19 protein-coding genes are annotated in these 17,290 nt (G+C 62.9%); 12 read left to right on the top strand and 7 right to left on the bottom strand.

The window, feature by feature from the left end:
• The first annotated feature begins 24 nt into the window (after positions 1-24).
• Positions 25-1,155, top strand: a complete 1,131-nt coding sequence (locus AB8B02_RS22905) for a LysR substrate-binding domain-containing protein (protein ID WP_210291510.1) — start codon at positions 25-27, stop codon at positions 1,153-1,155.
• Positions 1,156-1,351: 196 nt separating this feature from the next.
• Here AB8B02_RS22905 and AB8B02_RS22900 read toward each other — a convergent pair whose 3' ends face one another.
• On the bottom strand, positions 1,352-2,551 hold the full coding sequence (locus tag AB8B02_RS22900) for a serine hydrolase domain-containing protein (protein WP_439065921.1): 1,200 nt from the start codon (positions 2,549-2,551) through the stop codon (positions 1,352-1,354).
• Positions 2,552-2,747: 196 nt separating this feature from the next.
• On the bottom strand, positions 2,748-2,945 hold the full coding sequence (locus AB8B02_RS22895; protein WP_089263559.1) for a hypothetical protein: 198 nt from the start codon (positions 2,943-2,945) through the stop codon (positions 2,748-2,750).
• A gap of 1,162 nt (positions 2,946-4,107) precedes the next feature.
• Here AB8B02_RS22895 and AB8B02_RS22890 point away from each other — a divergent pair.
• Together AB8B02_RS22890 and AB8B02_RS22885 are read left to right on the top strand one after the other, a co-directional pair.
• On the top strand, positions 4,108-4,611 hold the full coding sequence (locus AB8B02_RS22890; protein WP_210269244.1) for a hypothetical protein: 504 nt from the start codon (positions 4,108-4,110) through the stop codon (positions 4,609-4,611).
• Positions 4,612-4,646: 35 nt separating this feature from the next.
• Positions 4,647-4,979: a GYD domain-containing protein gene (locus tag AB8B02_RS22885; protein ID WP_184512264.1), complete on the top strand. Its 333-nt coding sequence runs from the start codon at positions 4,647-4,649 to the stop codon at positions 4,977-4,979.
• 22 nt (positions 4,980-5,001) lie between these two features.
• Here AB8B02_RS22885 and recQ read toward each other — a convergent pair whose 3' ends face one another.
• Positions 5,002-6,879, bottom strand: coding sequence for a DNA helicase RecQ (recQ, locus tag AB8B02_RS22880; RefSeq protein ID WP_439065248.1), 1,878 nt, complete (start codon positions 6,877-6,879; stop codon positions 5,002-5,004).
• Between the two features lie 217 nt (positions 6,880-7,096).
• Here recQ and AB8B02_RS22875 point away from each other — a divergent pair, with 217 nt between their 5' ends.
• The 3 genes from AB8B02_RS22875 to AB8B02_RS22865 all read left to right on the top strand — a co-directional run bounded on the left by AB8B02_RS22875 (position 7,097) and on the right by AB8B02_RS22865 (position 8,704).
• Positions 7,097-7,420, top strand: coding sequence for a hypothetical protein (locus tag AB8B02_RS22875; protein ID WP_139285792.1), 324 nt, complete (start codon positions 7,097-7,099; stop codon positions 7,418-7,420).
• 120 nt (positions 7,421-7,540) lie between these two features.
• Complete coding sequence (locus AB8B02_RS22870; protein WP_120288051.1) at positions 7,541-7,885, top strand: RidA family protein; 345 nt, start codon at positions 7,541-7,543, stop codon at positions 7,883-7,885.
• A 3-nt stretch (positions 7,886-7,888) separates the two neighbouring features.
• Positions 7,889-8,704, top strand: coding sequence for a 3-keto-5-aminohexanoate cleavage protein (locus AB8B02_RS22865; RefSeq protein WP_439065247.1), 816 nt, complete (start codon positions 7,889-7,891; stop codon positions 8,702-8,704).
• Positions 8,705-8,915: 211 nt separating this feature from the next.
• On the opposite strand, the gene ilvD is transcribed toward AB8B02_RS22865, so the two are convergent.
• Entirely contained in the window at positions 8,916-10,610 is a 1,695-nt protein-coding gene (gene ilvD, locus AB8B02_RS22860; RefSeq protein ID WP_439065246.1) for a dihydroxy-acid dehydratase, read from the bottom strand.
• 101 nt (positions 10,611-10,711) lie between these two features.
• Positions 10,712-11,671, bottom strand: coding sequence for an ABC transporter substrate-binding protein (locus AB8B02_RS22855; protein ID WP_439065920.1), 960 nt, complete (start codon positions 11,669-11,671; stop codon positions 10,712-10,714).
• 271 nt (positions 11,672-11,942) lie between these two features.
• On the opposite strand from AB8B02_RS22855, the gene AB8B02_RS22850 reads away from it, so the two are divergent.
• The 3 genes from AB8B02_RS22850 to AB8B02_RS22840 are packed head-to-tail and all read left to right on the top strand — an operon-like array spanning position 11,943 to position 14,355.
• Positions 11,943-12,839 (top strand): NAD(P)-dependent oxidoreductase, encoded by an 897-nt coding sequence (locus AB8B02_RS22850; RefSeq protein WP_439065245.1) that lies wholly within the window; start codon positions 11,943-11,945, stop codon positions 12,837-12,839.
• 10 nt (positions 12,840-12,849) lie between these two features.
• Positions 12,850-13,818, top strand: a complete 969-nt coding sequence (gene denD, locus AB8B02_RS22845) for a D-erythronate dehydrogenase (RefSeq protein ID WP_439065244.1) — start codon at positions 12,850-12,852, stop codon at positions 13,816-13,818.
• 15 nt (positions 13,819-13,833) lie between these two features.
• Positions 13,834-14,355, top strand: a complete 522-nt coding sequence (locus tag AB8B02_RS22840; RefSeq protein ID WP_089267820.1) for an NUDIX hydrolase — start codon at positions 13,834-13,836, stop codon at positions 14,353-14,355.
• Between the two features lie 35 nt (positions 14,356-14,390).
• Here the strand turns inward: AB8B02_RS22840 and AB8B02_RS22835 are convergent, their stop codons facing one another.
• Positions 14,391-14,756, bottom strand: coding sequence for a glyoxalase superfamily protein (locus AB8B02_RS22835; protein WP_309942205.1), 366 nt, complete (start codon positions 14,754-14,756; stop codon positions 14,391-14,393).
• 67 nt (positions 14,757-14,823) lie between these two features.
• Positions 14,824-15,894, bottom strand: coding sequence for a methyl-accepting chemotaxis protein (locus AB8B02_RS22830; protein ID WP_244528141.1), 1,071 nt, complete (start codon positions 15,892-15,894; stop codon positions 14,824-14,826).
• 322 nt (positions 15,895-16,216) lie between these two features.
• On the opposite strand from AB8B02_RS22830, the gene AB8B02_RS22825 reads away from it, so the two are divergent.
• The 3 genes from AB8B02_RS22825 (at position 16,217) to AB8B02_RS22815 (ending at position 17,179) form a co-directional block, all read left to right on the top strand.
• Positions 16,217-16,531: a hypothetical protein gene (locus tag AB8B02_RS22825; protein WP_089267817.1), complete on the top strand. Its 315-nt coding sequence runs from the start codon at positions 16,217-16,219 to the stop codon at positions 16,529-16,531.
• Between the two features lie 142 nt (positions 16,532-16,673).
• Positions 16,674-16,850, top strand: a complete 177-nt coding sequence (locus AB8B02_RS22820) for a hypothetical protein (RefSeq protein WP_210269243.1) — start codon at positions 16,674-16,676, stop codon at positions 16,848-16,850.
• 32 nt (positions 16,851-16,882) lie between these two features.
• Positions 16,883-17,179 (top strand): DUF3303 family protein, encoded by a 297-nt coding sequence (locus AB8B02_RS22815; protein ID WP_320445823.1) that lies wholly within the window; start codon positions 16,883-16,885, stop codon positions 17,177-17,179.
• Positions 17,180-17,290: the final 111 nt, after the last annotated feature.

Below are 17,290 nucleotides of genomic sequence, written 5' to 3'. Positions count from 1 at the left end.
CGACTTGCCTCTGCGCACACCGGCATGTCTCTTGCTTCGCTGAATGTTTGTCTCACTGGCACGATCCGCTTGGCGGTCGTGCCGCCAACCGAATGTGGATGGATGATGAAGCCGGTCTCCAGTCCAGGCCCCAATCCTGTCGTGATGGACGACGCCGGAGCTGCGCCGGCCCCGGCGCTGAACCCGCCGTCGCGCAAGTCGATCCCGCCTTTCGAGGCGCTGCGTGCCTTCGATGCGGTGGCACGGCTCGGCGGCGTGCGCCGCGCGGCGCAGAGCCTCGGGCGTGATCACGCGGTGATCAGCCGGCATCTGCGCACGCTGGAATCATGGACTGGCACCAAGTTGATCGACCGGACCTCATCGAGCATCTCGCTGACCGATGACGGCGTGCGTTATCACCGGCATATTGCGGCGGCGATGGATGCCATCGCCGATGCCACCATCGACCTGATGCGGCGCGGTGACAATCATCGCCTGCTGATCTGGTGCGCGCCGGGCTTCGCGCTGCACTGGATGTCGCGCAAGATCGGATTGTTCGAGAAGGCCAATCGCGACGTCGATATCGAGCTACGCCCCACCGATCGCCGGCCGGATTTCGCCTCGCACGAGACGGATATCGATATCCGCTTCGAGTCGGTCTATGGCAATCCGCTGCAGCTCGCCCCCGGCCTGCGTTGCATCGAGGCGGCGCGTGTGCCGATCGTCGCGGTGGCCAGCCCGGCCTACCTGGCCTCAATGCCGGCGATCGAGACGCCGCGCGATCTGCTGAACCAGCGCCTGCTGCATGAAGAGGACTTCGACAGCTGGGCGCACTGGCTGGCGGCGCACGGCATCTATGACGAACTCGACCTCGGCGGTCCTCGCCTGTGGCAGGGCCACATGACGCTCGACGCTGCGATCCACGGCCGCGGCGTCGCGCTGTCCAACCATATGGTGGTTGCGCATGAGCTGGAATCCGGCCGCCTCGTCGAGATTGGAAAAGACAATGCGAGCTTTCAACCTTATTCGGACGGCATCTATTACTTGATCACCCGCGCCGACCGCTGGGATGCGCCCCTGATCCGCCGCTATCGCAACTGGCTGATCGAGGCCATCGCGCAAGACTGGCCCGAGCTGAGCGTCGCGGCGCAGGTGAAGCGGAGCAGGGTGGGGTAGAACAAGCGAGCGGCTTCCTAACCTCTCCCCGCTTGCGGGGAGAGGTCGACTGGAACGCGCGAAGCGCGTGGAAGTCGGGTGAGGGGGACTATCCATTCGCTCTGAGCTTGCGGAGACTCCCCCTCACCCAAAGCCTTCGCTGCGCTCAGGCTTCGACCTCTCCCCGCTTGCGGGGAGAGGTTAGGAAGCCAGCGCCTCACTTCAGCGCCTTCACCACCGCATTGAAGAAATCATTGTCCAGAATCGGCGCGTTCAGCGTCGTCGGTTTTGAGCGTGCGCTCAGCACGACGCAGATCACGCGCTGTTTCGGATTGATGTACAGCATCTGGCCGAAGATGCCGCGCGCGACGAAGGCGCCGTCGTCGAGCGTGCCGTCGGGCGCCGGCACGATCCACCACATATAGCCGTAATCGACGCGCTGGCCGTTGATCTGGCGTGAGGACCCGGCCTCGCGGACCCAACCTTCCGGCAGCACGCGGGTGCCATCGATCACGCCGTCATCGAGAATGAACCGGCCGAACCGGGCATAGTCGCGCAGGGTGGCGAACAGGCCGCTGCCGGCGACTTCCAGCCCGCCGGGCGCTTCCAGCCACCAGGCGCCATCGGCCTCCATGCCGAGTCTGGACCAGATCTTCTCCGAGAGATAATCGCTCAGCCATTTGCCGGTGGCGGCCTTCACCAGCGCGCCGACGACATGGGTATCGCCGGTCGAATAGGTCCATTGTGTGCCAGGCGCCGCGGCGCGCGGGCGCTCAGCCATGTAGCGCATGACGGCACCGGGCTCCTGCCCGACCTGCAATGCGAGCATCTTGCGGCGCTCGGAATTCGCGTCGGTCTGGTCGTCGCTCCAGCACAGGCCCGACGTCATCTGTATCAGCGTCTTCACGCTGACGCCTTCATAGGCGCTGCCGGCGAATTCGGGAAGATACCTGGTCAGCGGGTCGTCGACACTCTGGATATAGCCGTCCTGGATGGCGGCGCCCACCAGCGTGGTGCTGAAGGATTTCGCCATCGACATCGACAGCCAGCACGTGGCGGCGTTGATGCCGAGGTCATAATGTTCGAGCAGGACCTCGTCATTCTTCATCACCAGAAGTCCGGCGACGCGGTTGCGCGAGACATAGTCGTAGATGTCGAAGGTGCCGGCGGTGGAGACGATCGGAAAGTCCGGCAGTGTGCGCTTGCCGTAAGTCAGCGGCCGCACCGGTGCGCCCGCCTTGATGGTGCGCGTCGCGAAATTCATCTCGGGTGTGACGAAGGTCCGTAGATGATCGATGGGCATCGATCGGCCGGCATAGGAATTGATGATCGCGTCGGTTGCAGTTTGGGGGCTCGTCGCGGAAGCTTGACGAATGGTGCTGTTGGCTTCGCCTGCACCCGGCGCCACATCTGTCACAGTCAAAGGTCTGTCCTGCATCTTCGGGCGCGTCGATGCGCTCAAGGATTTACTATGGCAGGGCAGAAGGACTGTCGAGGGTGCCAAGGTTGAAACGCGCGGTGCGCCGGGATCACCGGCGCATGTCGCTGATCCCGGGATCAGCGGCACATCACGCTGATTTAAGTCAAACCGGACCGGTGTCCTGATGCGACAATCAGCGAACCGCCGTCGTGTTCGAACTGGTGAGGGCGGTCGGCTGACCGGCCTTGATGACTCGAGCCGTCTGGGTGCCGTCGCTGGTGCCCGTGCGGGCGGCAATGCCGAAACCTGCAACCGCGATGCCGGCAACCAGGGCGACAACGACGATCTTCAGATGCGTGCTGCGGTCTGCGCTGTGGATCGAGTGGTTCATGGCGGCCTCCTGCCGTCTACGCGGCTACTTGTTGCATGGAGGTGTAGTCCCGGCCGGTTTCCAGCCGATGGCGTCCGTGTAGAAAATTGTTTCGTGGAAGCGGAGATTTGTTTCGTCGCGTAGCCGGATACTTACGAATGCAGCGGTTTTGGCGCCTTTGGCGGTATTTGCGTCACCCGAATTCTTCAATGCCGGGAAATGGCGACAAAGTCGGAAGTGTCTGGCCCCACGCTGTCATTCCAGGGAATCTCGATGTGTTCACTGACTCTCGTCATTCCGGGGCACATCGAGCCGCGTAGCGGATCGGTGTGAACCCGGAATCCCGGAGTGTTTGGCTCTACGGAGACTCCCATGTCGAGATTCCCCGCCACTCCAATTGGGGTGGCTGAGGTTCGGTCCCGTCGCCTGCAGCGTCGGTCCCGCCCTCAGGCAAACCAATTGGTTTGCCGGGGAATGACAGCTTGGGCGGCAGACAGCCCCCCAACATTTTTTCCTATCTAGTGTTGACAATATCCCGACATGGATTATATTCTCATTCGTCCTGCCCCGATGAGAGGGGCGATCGCGATCGTCACGTTCGCGGGGTGGGATGCGGTGGACGCCGGAGATGCGGCGTCACGCGGTTTGGGGGTGACGTCTGTCTTCGGGCAGGACGGATCTGCGCCAGCACTGCCACTGGCAAGGAGACGGCCGACCTTGGGATGGAAAGACTCCCTGGACAGTGTGACGGACGACCAAGTCAAAACGCGTTCGGCTTACTCGCTTGAGGCTCCCTTCCCATCGCCTTGGGACTTTAATTCGCGATCGGAGCGTTCGTCGAGGCAAAGTGCAAGCAACCGAAAAAACACCGCAGGCGGAACGTCGGGCACTTGCCTGACGCCTCCGAAAGTCCTGATGCACTCTAGATCGCGGAAGACCGCATTCGCATCAGGCCCAAGGGTGCAACGGGCACCTGGCGTTCCGCACGCCCTCTTGATTGAGGGTGGGAAGGAATGCGCAAAACTCGGACGCGCAAGCGCCGCGAGAATGCGAGCGTGTGTTTCCACGTCACCGAAGCAGGTACCGCCACCCCACTCGATTTAGGTAAGCACTCCTGCTTGTTATTGCGGAGGACGGACCTCAAAACTCCTCCTCGACAGGCTCATGGGCAGACGAGGATCACATGATCATCAAGCCCAGCGCATCGTGGCACACCCGCTCGACCCTCAGCAGGTTGGCGCACATTCTCGAACGGACCGGACTCGCTTTGGTTGGCGCTGCCTGCGGGCTGTTCGTTGCCGAGGTCGGCCGCTTCATCGAGGTCATTGGTTCGGGTGAAGTCGTGTTCGCCATGATCATTTACGGGGCTACCGGTTTCTATCTCGGAATCGATCTGCCCCAGGTTCCTGCCGATTACCGCATGCATCTGCCGCTATGGCGCGGGCTGGGCAACAGTGCGGATATGGTGGAACTGCTCACTGCGGCCGGTACCTTCATAACATCGGTGACGGCGATCACATCAGTCTCCAGTATCATTCTGGGTGAAACCGTGCGCCCCAGGACGGCTGGCATCATCTGTTTGAGCTGGGCAATCGGCGCCACCATGCAGATCGCTGCCGGTATCATCGCACGAATAGAGTTAGGCCGTGCCGTGAAAATGGCGAAGCTCGCGCTCTTCTCCCGGTGAAAGGTCAGGACAATTCCGGCTGACGGAGGTCGAACATGCCGCTCTATATGTATCAGGCTGCCTACACGCCGGAATCATGGGCCGCGCAAATGAAGAATCCGCAGAACCGCGTTGAATCCGTTGGACGGCAGACGACGGAGGCCGTCGGAGGAACATTGATCGGAGGTTGGTATTGCCTGGGCGAATATGACGTGATGCTGATCGCCGATGTGCCGGATATCGAGAGCATGGCGGCCATCGCCGTCGCGATTGCGGCGGGTGGCGCCATCAAGTCCAGCCAGACGACTGCATTGATGACCGGGGCGGAACTTGTGGCGGCCCTGAAGAAGTCGGAGTCCGTCGTCAAGGGTTACAAGCCCGCCCGATAGACATCGGTGGCTTCGAACGCCGCTATCGCCCTGGCGTCGCATTCACTAGCGCGAGGATCTCGTCGCCGTAATGCTCCAGCTTCTTGTCGCCGATCCCCGGGATTTCGCGGAGCTGGTCGAGCGTGGTGGGATGTTCGCTGGCGATGCCATCGATGGTGGCGTCGTGTAGCACGACATAGGCCGGGACGTTGCGCTTCTTCGCGACTTCGGAACGCCAGGCGCGTAGCACGGCGAGCAGATCGGGATTGGCGTTGTCGCTGCGCGGTGCCGCGAGATCGCCGCGGCGGGATTTGCTGCGCGGGGCGCGGCCGGTGCCGCCGGTCTCCTCGCGAAACATCAGCTCGATCTCGCCCTTCAGCACACCGCGCGCTTCTTCGGTGAGCTTCAGCGCATTGAATGCGTCCGCATCCGCATAGAGAAAGCCGCGCGCCACCAGTTGCCGCATCACGGCGCGCCATTGTTTCTCGGTGAGCTCGCCGCCGATCCCGAACACCGACAGCTTGTCATGGCCGAATTGCTTGACCTTGTCGGTGAGGCGGCCGATCAGCACGTCGACCAGATGCATGGCGCCGAATTTCTGCCCGGTGCGATAGGCGCAGGACAACAGCTTCTGCGCGGCGATGCTGCCGTTCCAGACTTTCGGCGGCGAGAGGCAATTGTCGCAATTGCCGCAGCGCGTGCCGGTCGCCTCTTCGCCGAAATAACCCAGCAGTCGGGTGCGCCGGCAATCGACGGTCTCGGCGAGGCCGACCAGCGCGTCGAGCTTGCCGATGGAGACGCGCTTGAAGGTCTCGGATCCCGTGGACTCGTCGATCATGCGGCGCTGTTGCACGATGTCGGAAAGGCCATAGGCCATCCAGGCATTGGACGGCTTGCCGTCGCGGCCGGCGCGGCCGGTCTCCTGATAATAGGCCTCGATGCTCTTCGGCAGATCGAGATGGCAGACGAAGCGCACATCGGGCTTGTCGATGCCCATGCCGAAGGCGACGGTGGCGACGATCACCACGCCGTCTTCATTGATGAAGCGATCCTGATTGGTCTCACGCAGGCGTGCGTCGAGCCCGGCGTGATAGGGCAGCGCGAGGATACCGGCCTTGTTCAATGCGGCTGCGGTGTCCTCGACCTTGGCACGCGACAGGCAATAGACCACGCCGGCCTCGCCGGAATGCCGGTCGCTGATGAAAGCCTGCAACTGCTTCTGTGCGTTGGTCTTGTCGACGATCTCGTATTTGATGTTCGGCCGGTCGAAGCTCGCCACGAAATTCGGTGCGTCTTCCAGGCGGAGGCGTTGCACGATCTCCTGCCGGGTCAGATCGTCGGCGGTGGCCGTCAGCGCAATGCGCGGAATGTTCGGGAACCGTTCGGCGATGACCGAGAGGCCGATATATTCGGGCCGGAAGTCGTGGCCCCATTGCGCGACGCAATGCGCCTCATCGATGGCGAACAGGGCGATCCTGGCGCGGCCGAGCATCGACAGGCACCGCGGCGTGACCAGGCGTTCCGGCGCGACGTAGAGAAGGTCGAGTTCTCCGGCGAGCAATTGCCGCTCGACCTCATTGGCTTCGTCCCAAGACAGGGTGGAATTCAGCACCGCCGCCTTGACGCCCGCCTCAAGCAGGCCCGCGACCTGATCGCGCATCAGCGCAATCAAGGGCGACACGACGATACCGCAGCCCGGGCGCAGCAAGGATGGCAACTGGTAACACAGCGACTTGCCGCCGCCGGTCGGCATCAGCACCAGGCAATTGCCGCCATCGGTCACGTGGCGAACGATATCTTCCTGTGCACCGCGAAAACCCGGCAGACCGAACACCGAATGCAGCACGGACAATGCGTCCGAGGTCTGGAACACGTCTGGCTGATTTTTCGATTGACGCGAGGCGCCGGCGGGAACGGACATGGCGCAGGTCTATTCCTGATTCGAGGGTCGCGTATATCCCGTGAAACGCGTCGTTCCCCCAGGAGAACGCGTCATTCCCGAGAGAATGCTTCATTCTCTATGGCATCGTGACGTTTCGCCTTGATCGCGCCGCTTTACCCCTGTCGATGATCCGTTCTAAGAGAATGAGTGCGCGACCGCGCCAGCGTCGCTGCAACCGGGCAAAAAGAAAAGCCGTATGCCATTCATTTTGCGAATCTTTTCATGGCTTCTGAACCGTCGCCGCGGACCCAAGATCCGCTGGCAGGCGGCCAATGAGAATGCCGCGCGCAAAGTGCGCCGGAAATTCAAAAAGGGGCCGAAGTCCGCGATCCTGTCCCATGTCATCGCGCATCGACCGTCCGTGACGCTGGTGGGGCGGCTGCCTGCGGTCGAAATCTGGAACCTGTCAGATCCGAAGCGTGTCGCGCTGCTCTATCTGCAGCATGGCCGCCGGTTGCGGCTGCCAGCGCCAAAGGCGTTGATGGACGATGCCGTGAAGCGGGCCCGCGCCGCGGAATAGTGGACGTGGTCCACGCGGGGCCACTTGTGCCGTGTGACGTCATGGGCTTGACGGGCCAGTTCCGAGCGGGGATGGTCGCGCCCGGGTCACTCCGTTCCACACTCAATGAAAGACTTCTGCATGATCAAGCGTCTCGGTCCCGGCAAGCGTCTCAGCCAGGCTTCCATCCATGGCAACACCGTCTATCTGGCCGGCCAGGTGCCCGATGAATATTCGGGCGACGTCAAGACGCAGACCAAGCAGGTGCTCGACAAGATCGATGCGCTCCTCAAGGAAGCCGGCACCGACAAGAACAACATCCTCAGCGCCACCGTCTGGCTGCCGAATATCAATGACCGCGATGCCATGAACACGGTGTGGGATGCCTGGGTGCCCGAAGTTGGCCCAGCGCGCGCCTGCGTCGAGTCGAAGCTCGCCGACCCCGCCATCAAGGTCGAGATCGCCGTCATCGCAGCGATTCCGTAAATCATGTCACCCGTTGCCATTGCGGTCGCCCCCAACGGCGGCCGCAAGGTCAAGGCCGACCATCCCGCCGTGCCGCTGACGCCGGCGGAGTTGGCGGTGACGGCCGCGCATTGCCTCGAGGCAGGCGCGGCGATGATCCATGCCCATGTGCGCAACGCCGACGGCAGTCACCTGCTCGATGCGGCGGCCTATCGGGACGCCATCGCGGCGATCCGCAGCGCAGTCGGCGACAGGCTCGTCATCCAGATCACCTCCGAGGCAGTTGGCAAATACACGCCGGCGCAGCAGCGTGCGGTGGTGCAGGCGGTGAAGCCGGAAGCGGCGTCGCTGGCGCTGCGCGAACTGGTGCCCGATGCCAGCGAGGAGCAGGCCTTCGCCGATCTGCTCGGCTGGATGAAGCGCGAGCGCGCGACACCGCAAATCATTCTCTACGATGCGCAGGATGCTGCGCGGCTGGCCGAGTTTCGCAAGCGCGGGCTAGTGCCGTTCGAGAAGCTGCCGGTGCTGTTCGTGCTCGGCCGTTATACGGCGGGGCAGACGTCGCACCCGGCCGATCTGCTGCCGTTCGTCGCGCCCGGTGCGCCAACATTCGAACACTGGAGTGTCTGCGCCTTCGGTGCGCAGGAGACGGCCTGCGTCACCGCGGGCGCATTGCTGGGCGGCCATATCCGCGTCGGCTTCGAGAACAACGAATTGCTGCCGGATGGCTGCCGCGCCAAAGGCAATCAGGATCTGGTTGCGGCGGCGCAACGTGCGATCGAAGCAGTCGGGCTGAAGCGCGCGACGGCGGATGAGCTCAGGGCTGCGACGGCGCTCTAACCTCTCCCCGTTCTTTACGGGGAGAGGTCGCCGCGTCTTCGCGGCGGGTGAGGGGCGGCGCGCTGTAGTCGTCGCACAATCGCACTCACGGTTCGCACCGATCCCGACCCGATAGACCATGCGAGATGATAGGCCGTTACCTTGCCCCTCATCCCGACCTTCTCCCCGCGCAGTGCGGGGAGAAGGAGCGCACTGCCGGCGCCAGGACTACTCACTCAAACCACGGCCATTCCGCGCCGCCATCATGCGTGACGGCGCCGCCGGGGGCCTGTCCGACGAGCTTGGCATATTTCGCCAGCGCACCGGCCCGATGACGCGGCGGACGCTGGGTCCACGCCGCTTTGCGCGCGGCGAATTCGGCATCACTGATCATCAGATCCAGTCGCCGCGCCGGCGCGTCGATGCGGATCTTGTCACCATCGCGCACCAGCGCGAGTGGGCCGCCGATATAGGCTTCCGGCGAGACATAGCCGATGCACATGCCGCGGGTGGCGCCGGAGAAGCGGCCGTCGGTGATCAGCGCGACCTTCTCGCCCATGCCCTGGCCGTAGATGAGCGCGGTGACCCCGAGCATCTCGCGCATGCCGGGGCCGCCGACCGGGCCTTCGTTGCGGATGATGAGCACGTCGCCTTCCTTGTAGTTCTGGTCCTTTACCGCGGCGACGCAGCTTTCTTCGTCTTCGAACACGCGCGCCGTGCCCTCGAACACCGTCTTCTTCAGACCGGCGACCTTGATCACCGCACCATCGGGGGACAGGTTGCCCTTCAACACCGCGACGCCGCCATCGGGCATGATCGGCTTTGCTGAGGAGTAGATGATCTCGCCATCGGCCTTGTTGGCGTTGCCGTATTCTTCCGCGATGGTTCGGCCGGTGATGGTCAGGCACGAACCGTCGATATGGCCGCTCTCGACCAGTGCACGAATGACGACCGCCGTACCGCCGATATCGTAGACATCCTTGGCCACATATTTGCCGCCCGGCCGCAGATTGCCGATCAGCGGCGTGCGCGCGAAGACTTCACCGACATCGTCGATGGTAAATTTGATACCGGCCTCGTTGGCGATGGCCGGCAGATGCAATGCGGCATTGGTCGAGCCGCCGGTGGCGGCGACGATGGCCGCGCCGTTCTCCAGCGATTTGCGGGTGACGATGTCGCGCGGCAACGGGCCGCTCTTGCGCAGCATGTCCATGACCAGACGTCCGGCGCGCCGGGCGAATTGCGCGCGTTCGGCATAGACGCCGGGGATCATCGAGACATTGGGCATGGTGATCCCCAGCGCCTCGGAGACCATCGCCATCGTATTGGCGGTGAACTGGCCCGCACAGGCGCCGATGGTTGGCAGGCACGCGCGCTCGATGGCCTCCAGCTCCTGCTTGTCGATGTCGCCGGTCATGAAGGCGCCGACGGCTTCATAGGAATCCAGCGCAGTCAGCGTCTTGCCCTTGTGTAATCCCGGCAGCGAACTGCCGCCATAGATGAAGATCGACGGCACATTGCAACGGACCATGCCCATGATGACGCCGGGCAACGTCTTGTCGCAGCCACCGAAGCCGATCAGTGCGTCGTAAGCGAGGCCGTGCATCACGGCTTCGATACTGTCGGCGATGATTTCGCGCGACAGCAGCGAGAACTTCATGCCCTCATGGTTCATGCTGATGGCATCGGAGACCGAGATGGTCGAGAACTCGCGCGGCGTGCCGCCGGCTTCGGAAATACCGGTCTTGGCGGCGTCGACCTGAAAGTCATGGGTCATGTTGCAGGGCGTCTGCTCGCCCTTCATCGACACGACGCCGATCATGGGTTTTGCGATCGCCTCGTCGTCGAGGCCCATGGCGCGCATGAAAGCGCGGTGCGGGGCACGGTCGAGGCCGTCGGTGGTGACGCGGGATCGCAATTTCTTCATGGGGCGTATCTTTCCGTTTCTTGGTCTTGTCGTCCAATGCAGTGAGGCCACGCCGTGGGCGTGGCCTCAGGACATCATACAATGAGATGTCGCGTCTTGCTCTACTGGATCGGCGCCACGATGGTCGGGTGCTTGAACTGCATCGCGTCCATCTTCGGCAGCATGCCGGCCTCGGTGTAGATATCGAGCATCTTCTGCATGGCCGGGAAGTTCGGTGCTGCGCCCGGGTCGCGGGCGAAGTCGTTGTCCTTCAGCAGATAGGTCTCCAGTACCGGGATCGGCGCCCTCATGACTTCGTTGACGACCTTCAGCGTTTCCTCGCGGTTGGCCAACGCTTTCTTCATGCCAAGGGTGATGTCGGCGACATAGGCCTTGGCGAGTTCGGGATTCTTGTCGACGAAATCGGCGCGGCAGGCTTCAAGGATATGCACGATGTTCGGCATCGCTTCGTTCAGCGAGAACAGCTTGCGCGTGCCGCCCTTAGCTTCCATGCGCGCGGCAAATGGCTGGTTCATGTTGATCGCGTCGACGCGGCCCTGGCGCAGCGCATCCTCGGAAGCTGCGAAGCCGATCTCGATCAGCTTGACGTCCTTCTCGGGATCGACGCCGGCGCCCTTCAGCAGCATCTTGAACGGACCGTAGGTGCCGCCGCCGATGACGGAAATGCCGACATTCTTGCCCTTGAGGTCGGCGATGGTCTTGATCGGCGAGTCATCCTTCACGGCCCAGTAGACCGAGAAGCTGCCGGGCTTTTCCGACACGTGCTGCGCGACGATATAGGCCTTGAGGTTGCCGCCGTTGACGCCGTTGGCGAGCGACAGCACGCCCTGGGTGGCGCAATCCAGCGCACCGGCGGCGAGCGCCTGCGTCATCGGCGAGGTGCCCTGAAACTGGGTCCATTCGATATTGTAGGTCTTGCCGAGATTGGTGAATTCGGTCGGGCGTTTCATCATCCAGTATTTGGATTCTTCGGCCGGAATGGTCCAGCCGACCTTGATGGTCGGAATCGTCTGCGCCTGCGCCGCACCCGTCAGCGCCCCCGCCGCGAGAGTCGCCGCCATCAGCCACTTCGAAGAACCCAGCTTCATGCCCGCTCACTCCGTTTGATGATGGCCAGACCCGGCCAAAAGAAAAGCCTCACTGTCTTGAAGCCTTTCATGCTTCAAATATTCTGGCAAGCGAGGTGCGTGCCCAACATTCATTCGTGCTGTGGCGCAACAATTGGCAGTTACGCAGGCGTTGATATCATCGTTGCTGCGGCTGCGGACGCAGCGTAGATAGCTCGCAGATGCGAGCAGCGTGGCTCGGCGGCAGAAGGACAACGGCGTCAAAATGGTGGATTCAGCGGGCGGCAAAGAGAAGCTCGGTTACCTTGGCCTCGGCCTGATGGGACTGCCGATGACCAAACGGTTGCTGGGCGCCGGTTACGATGTGGCCGTCTGGAATCGCTCGCCCGGCAAGGCCATTGCGCTGGTAGAGGCCGGTGCGAAAGTCGCCGCCAGCCCACGTGATGTCGTCGCCCATGCGAGCATTATCTTCATGTGCCTCACCGATGCATCGGCGGTAGAGGAAGTGGTGTTTGGCGACAACGGCCTGTCCGGCAGCGATGGCAATGGCAAGCTGGTCGTCGATTTCTCCTCGATTCATCCGGACAAGACCAAGTCCATCGCGGCACGATTGAAAGCCGCAAACGGCATGGGCTGGATCGATGCGCCGGTGTCGGGCGGCACCAAGGGTGCGGAGGAAGCCACGCTGGCGATCATGGCCGGCGGCGACGCCGCCGATGTCGAACGTATCAGGCCTTATATTCTGGCGATGGCGCGCAACTTCACGCATATGGGGCCGACCGGCGCCGGGCAGATGACCAAGCTCTGCAACCAGGTGATTGTCGGCTGCGCCATGGCGGTGCTGGCCGAAGCGACGCGACTTGCCGTGAATGCCGGTATCGACGCCAAACGCCTGCCGGAAGCACTCGCGGGTGGTTTTGCAGACTCGATCCCGCTGCAACTGTTCGTGCCGCGCATGGCACAGGGCATTCACTCGCCGCCGCTCGGCCACATCCACACGATGCTCAAGGACCTCGATACGGTCGTCGCCGTGGCGCAGGACACATCGACGCCGGTGCCGATGGCTGCGCTCGCGGCGCAGATCTTCCGCATGGGCAAGGCGGTGCGCGGCGCCGATGCCGACGCGCTGGAGATCTACAAGCTGTCGGCGCCCAAAGAGTGAAGATCAAGGAATGAAGGTTCTGGTGATTGGCGCGGCCGGCATGATCGGCCGCAAGCTGTGTGAGCGGCTGCTGAAGGACGGTCATGTCGGCGGTGGGGAAATCGGCGATCTTGCGATGGCCGATGCGATCCCCAGCGATCTGGTTGGCGCGCGCAGCATCATGGTCGATCTCGCAAAACCGGATGCGCCCGCAGCACTGCTGGCGTCAAAGCCTGACCTGATCTTCCATCTTGCTGCGGTCGTCTCCGGCGAAGCCGAACAGAATTTCGACAAGGGCTACGCGGTCAATCTCGACGGCACGCGCAATCTGTTCGAGGCGATCCGCGCGATGGGGGGTGGTTATCGCCCTCGCATCGTCTACACCTCGTCCATCGCGACCTTCGGCGCGCCCTATAACGGGCCGATCACCGACGATTTCTTTCATACGCCGCTGTCGAGCTACGGAACGCAGAAGGCGATCTGCGAATTGCTGCTGGCGGACTATACGCGGCGCGGCTTCTTCGACGGCATCGGCATTCGCCTGCCGAATATCTGCGTGCGGCCGGGCAAGCCCAATGCGGCAGCGTCGGGTTTCTTCTCCAATATCATTCGCGAGCCGCTGGCCGGGCGTGAGGCGGTGCTGCCGGTAACCGACGACGTCGGGCAGACACATGCCAGTCCGCGCGCGACGACGGAATTCCTGCTTCATGGCGCGACGCTCGACAGCGCCAAGCTCGGCGCACGCCGCACGGTGATGATGCCCGGCGTGCGGGCATCGGTCGCGGACATGATCGCGGCGCTCCGCCGCGTGGCAGGTGACAGTGTTGTGACACGCATCAAGCATGTGCCAGATCCCGCCACGATGGCGATGGTTGCCGGATGGCCCACGATGTTCGATACCAAACGTGCGCTGGCGCTGGGTTTCCAGGCGGAACCGGACTTCGATTCCATCATTCGTGCTCATATCGAGGATGACCTCGATGGCGTCTTTGTGCGTTAGCGGTTAAGGACAATCATGGCGCGCGATATCATCATGGCGGCGGGAGGCATTGTCGTGCAGCGGGGCGAGACGCCGCTGTTCGCCGTGGTCTGCCTGCGCAAGCGCGGCGACTGGGTGTTGCCGAAGGGCAAGCTCGACAATGGCGAGACGCCGCGCGACGCAGCCGAGCGCGAGGTGCTGGAAGAGACCGGCCATGCCGCGTCGGTGCATGACTATCTCGGTGCCCTGGCCTATCCGCTCGGTGAACGGACCAAGGTCGTGCATTTCTGGCACATGGAGGCCGCGGCCGCGCCGTCACGCAAGTTGATGAAGGATATCAGCGAAGTCGCGTGGCTGCCATTTGACGCCGCGCTGGCGCGGCTGACGCGCAGCCATGAACATGCGTTCCTCGCGCAGGTCGGGCCCATGGCGCTGGCGGCAGCAAGGGCAGCGCCGGTCGTGGATGGCGAGCCCGTGCGGCCAATTGCCGTGGGGCCTGTCAGCGTGCGACGTGACACGGGGTTCTTCGCGAAGATCCGGAACTGGTTGAACGGGTAAGTTCTCTCGTTGCAGCGATGGCTGAAGCGGCGGGCTCAGTGCGTGTTGGTCGCGTCATCGAAGCGCAGCACATTGCCGAACGGGTCGGTGATCTTTGGGGCCGTATCGGTCGGACTCGGGCGCGCGAAACGGGCCCGCTTGTCATGCAGCTCCTTTGCGAAAGCCGCGATATTGCTGCCGCGGATATAGACCACGCTGCCCGGCGTGCCGTCGCCATAGTGTTCGCTGAGATGCAGCTTCACGCCGCCGCGCGACACCTGCATGTAGAGCGGGGAGTCCGGCTCGTAACGATGTTCCCAGTCGATCGCAAAGCCGAGGAAGTCGACATAGAACTCCTTCGCTTTAGCAATGTCATAGATGCGCAGAACCGGAATTGCCGGTTCGAAAGTGACGTCGGTCATCGCTGTCTCCCGCTCATGGCGTAGGGGAGATTATCGCAGCGAAGTCGTCATTGACTAGATCGTGCGGCTAGGCGCCGCGCATGATCACGCCGTACCAGCCGAGACCTTTGTAAGTCTCATAGCCCGGTGTGGCATGGAAGGCGACGAGGCCGCCCGAACGGTCGTGATAGAAGCCGCTGCGGCGGCCGTTCAAGGCCAGCGGGATGCGTTCGGTGAGCAGGCCCTGGCCGTCGGACGAGGCGATGACGCGCAGGTTCGAATCCACCAGCAGTACGCGCGTCTTGTCGTCGTCGACGCGAACGCCCTCGACGATGGCGCGCGCCTGGGCTTCCCAGTCGAAATGAATCGCGAGCACGCCGATGGCGCGGCCATTGGCCTTGCCGCCTTCGCGCACGCTGGCGCAATAGGTCGCGACCTGCGCATTGTTCAGGAGCGGCTGGCGCTCGACGTCGCCCGCGGTGTAGTCGTCGCCGGAGCGCAGCGTACGGGCGTCGCGAAACCAGGCGGTGCCGGCGATATTCTGGCCCGTCACATTGAAACGATCGCCACGGCCGCTGGCGATGACATTGCCCTGCATGTCGCACAGCCAGAGATCGAGATAGACGGTGTAGGCGCCGAGGATCACGGCGAGCCGCTCCGATACATGGGCGACGGTGGCGTCGCTCGGTGCGGCCGCGCAGTCGACGACGGCGGAGTCGGTCGCCCACCAGCGGACGTCGCAGGTGCGCTCATAGAGATTGCGGTCGATCAGCTCGATGGCATTCAGCGACAGGTCGACCATGCGTTCGCCGCGCGAGCGCTCGGTCATCTTCTCGATCGACGCCATCAGGCTGCCGGTGCGGGCTGTGAGCTGGGATTCCAGATCGCGCGCGATGGTCTCGACCTGCTGGCCGACATTGCGCACTTCCTGCGCGACGACGGCGAAGCCCGCGCCCTGCGCTCCCGCGCGCGAGCTTTCGATCAGCGCGTTCAGCGCCAGCATCTTCATCTGGTTGGTGATGTGCTGGATCGACCGGGTTTTCTCGCAGGCGATCTCGTTGACCTCGGCGGTCAACCGCCCGATCAGCGCGGAGATATCGGAGCTATCGTCGTTCTCTTCGGTTGCATTGGCATGCGCAGAATGACTGCTGCGGTTCATTGCCAAGACCATCGTCGTATCCCCGTTGACAGCAATCAGTTACCTCCCGGTTATTGCCCGGTCATGGTTAATCGTGGCTTAATTTTCCGTGTGCCGGGTTCCGCCGACTTGCACGAATAAGCGGCAAGAGTGCGCAATAGGCACTATCTCATTGCGTCTGGGCATGCGCGGCCGCATCCGTAGGACGTTCGATGCCCCGCTAACGGTACAAATTAGGGCGTCATTAGTGATGCTTATACACGCGCCCCCGATTGCTCTGACGAACAACGCGATATCAACCACACTCGTGCAGGCTCAAAGCTTCATAGGCTGAGCCATTGTGATGAGCGTTCTCGAAGACCTGACCGGTGCGACCACGTCGGAACTGTCCGACGAATTGATCTTCCAGATCGCGTCGGCGTCCAGTCCCGAGCAGCGCAAATACGCGGCTGACCTGTTCCGGTATTTCGCCAAACAGCTCGAATTCGAATCTTATCGGCGCGGGCAGCAGAGCATGGCCGTTCCACAGCTTCCGTCGCCGGCCATGATTATCGACGCGACGCCCGAACAGGACGAAGCGCCCACGATCCAGCCGTCGGATGACCCTGGCGATGACCCGTCCGTCGGTCTGATCCCGCCGGTGAGCTGGCAGGATTGACGGCGGCGCGACAGTTTTACGTCAGATCCGTTGCTTCCTACCGATTGGCTTAACCATTCGCAGGCCAAATGAGTCGCGAGTGATTCGAGCGTTGCAATCGTGAAGAGCGGGCGTGCCAGTGAGTGTAGTTATCCCTTTCCCCATGCGTGTAGCGGCCCCCCAGGCCGATGAGTGTGAAATCGATCTGCTGAGCGCCGTCGATCTGGCGATCCGCGATCTCCGCGAAATCTCCCAGACCGCGAACGACATCGCGCAGGCGCGTGCGCGTGAATGCCTGGCCATGCTGGAAAGCGCCTATCACGGTGCGCTGCAGGGCTGACGCATTCTGAGTGCGCCGACAGGAGATCAGCGATGCTGTTTCTGGTGATCTCGAATCCGCGCGCCGATCGTCCGTCCGACATGGCGGCCGCGCGTCAGAGCTTCTGGCCGTGGATGGCGGGGTATCAGGCGTCGGGCATCTGCCAGCACATCTATCCCCGCGTCGGCCGCGGTGTGGTCGCGGTGTTCAAGGTCGGGAGTAACGACGTGCTGCATCGTATCCTCAACGAATGGGCCGATATCATTCCGGCTCAGTTCGAGGTCCATCCGCTGGTCGATCTCGATGCGACCACGGCTCTGCTCGCATCGCAGGTCGCCGCTTCAAAGTAGCGTCGCGAGTTTCAGTTCCCGATCAGCCTTTTCGCGCGGAAACCATCGGTTCGCACCATGGACTCGGCAAATCCGCGTCGCTATATGCGTGATCTCTCCCTTACCAGTATC

Origin of the sequence: Tardiphaga sp. 862_B3_N4_1, assembly GCF_051811085.1 — a bacterium.
Taxonomy (GTDB): domain Bacteria; phylum Pseudomonadota; class Alphaproteobacteria; order Rhizobiales; family Xanthobacteraceae; genus Tardiphaga; species Tardiphaga robiniae.
The sequence above is the reverse complement of the archived record's forward strand: the minus strand, read 5'-3'. Positions and strand labels throughout refer to the sequence as shown.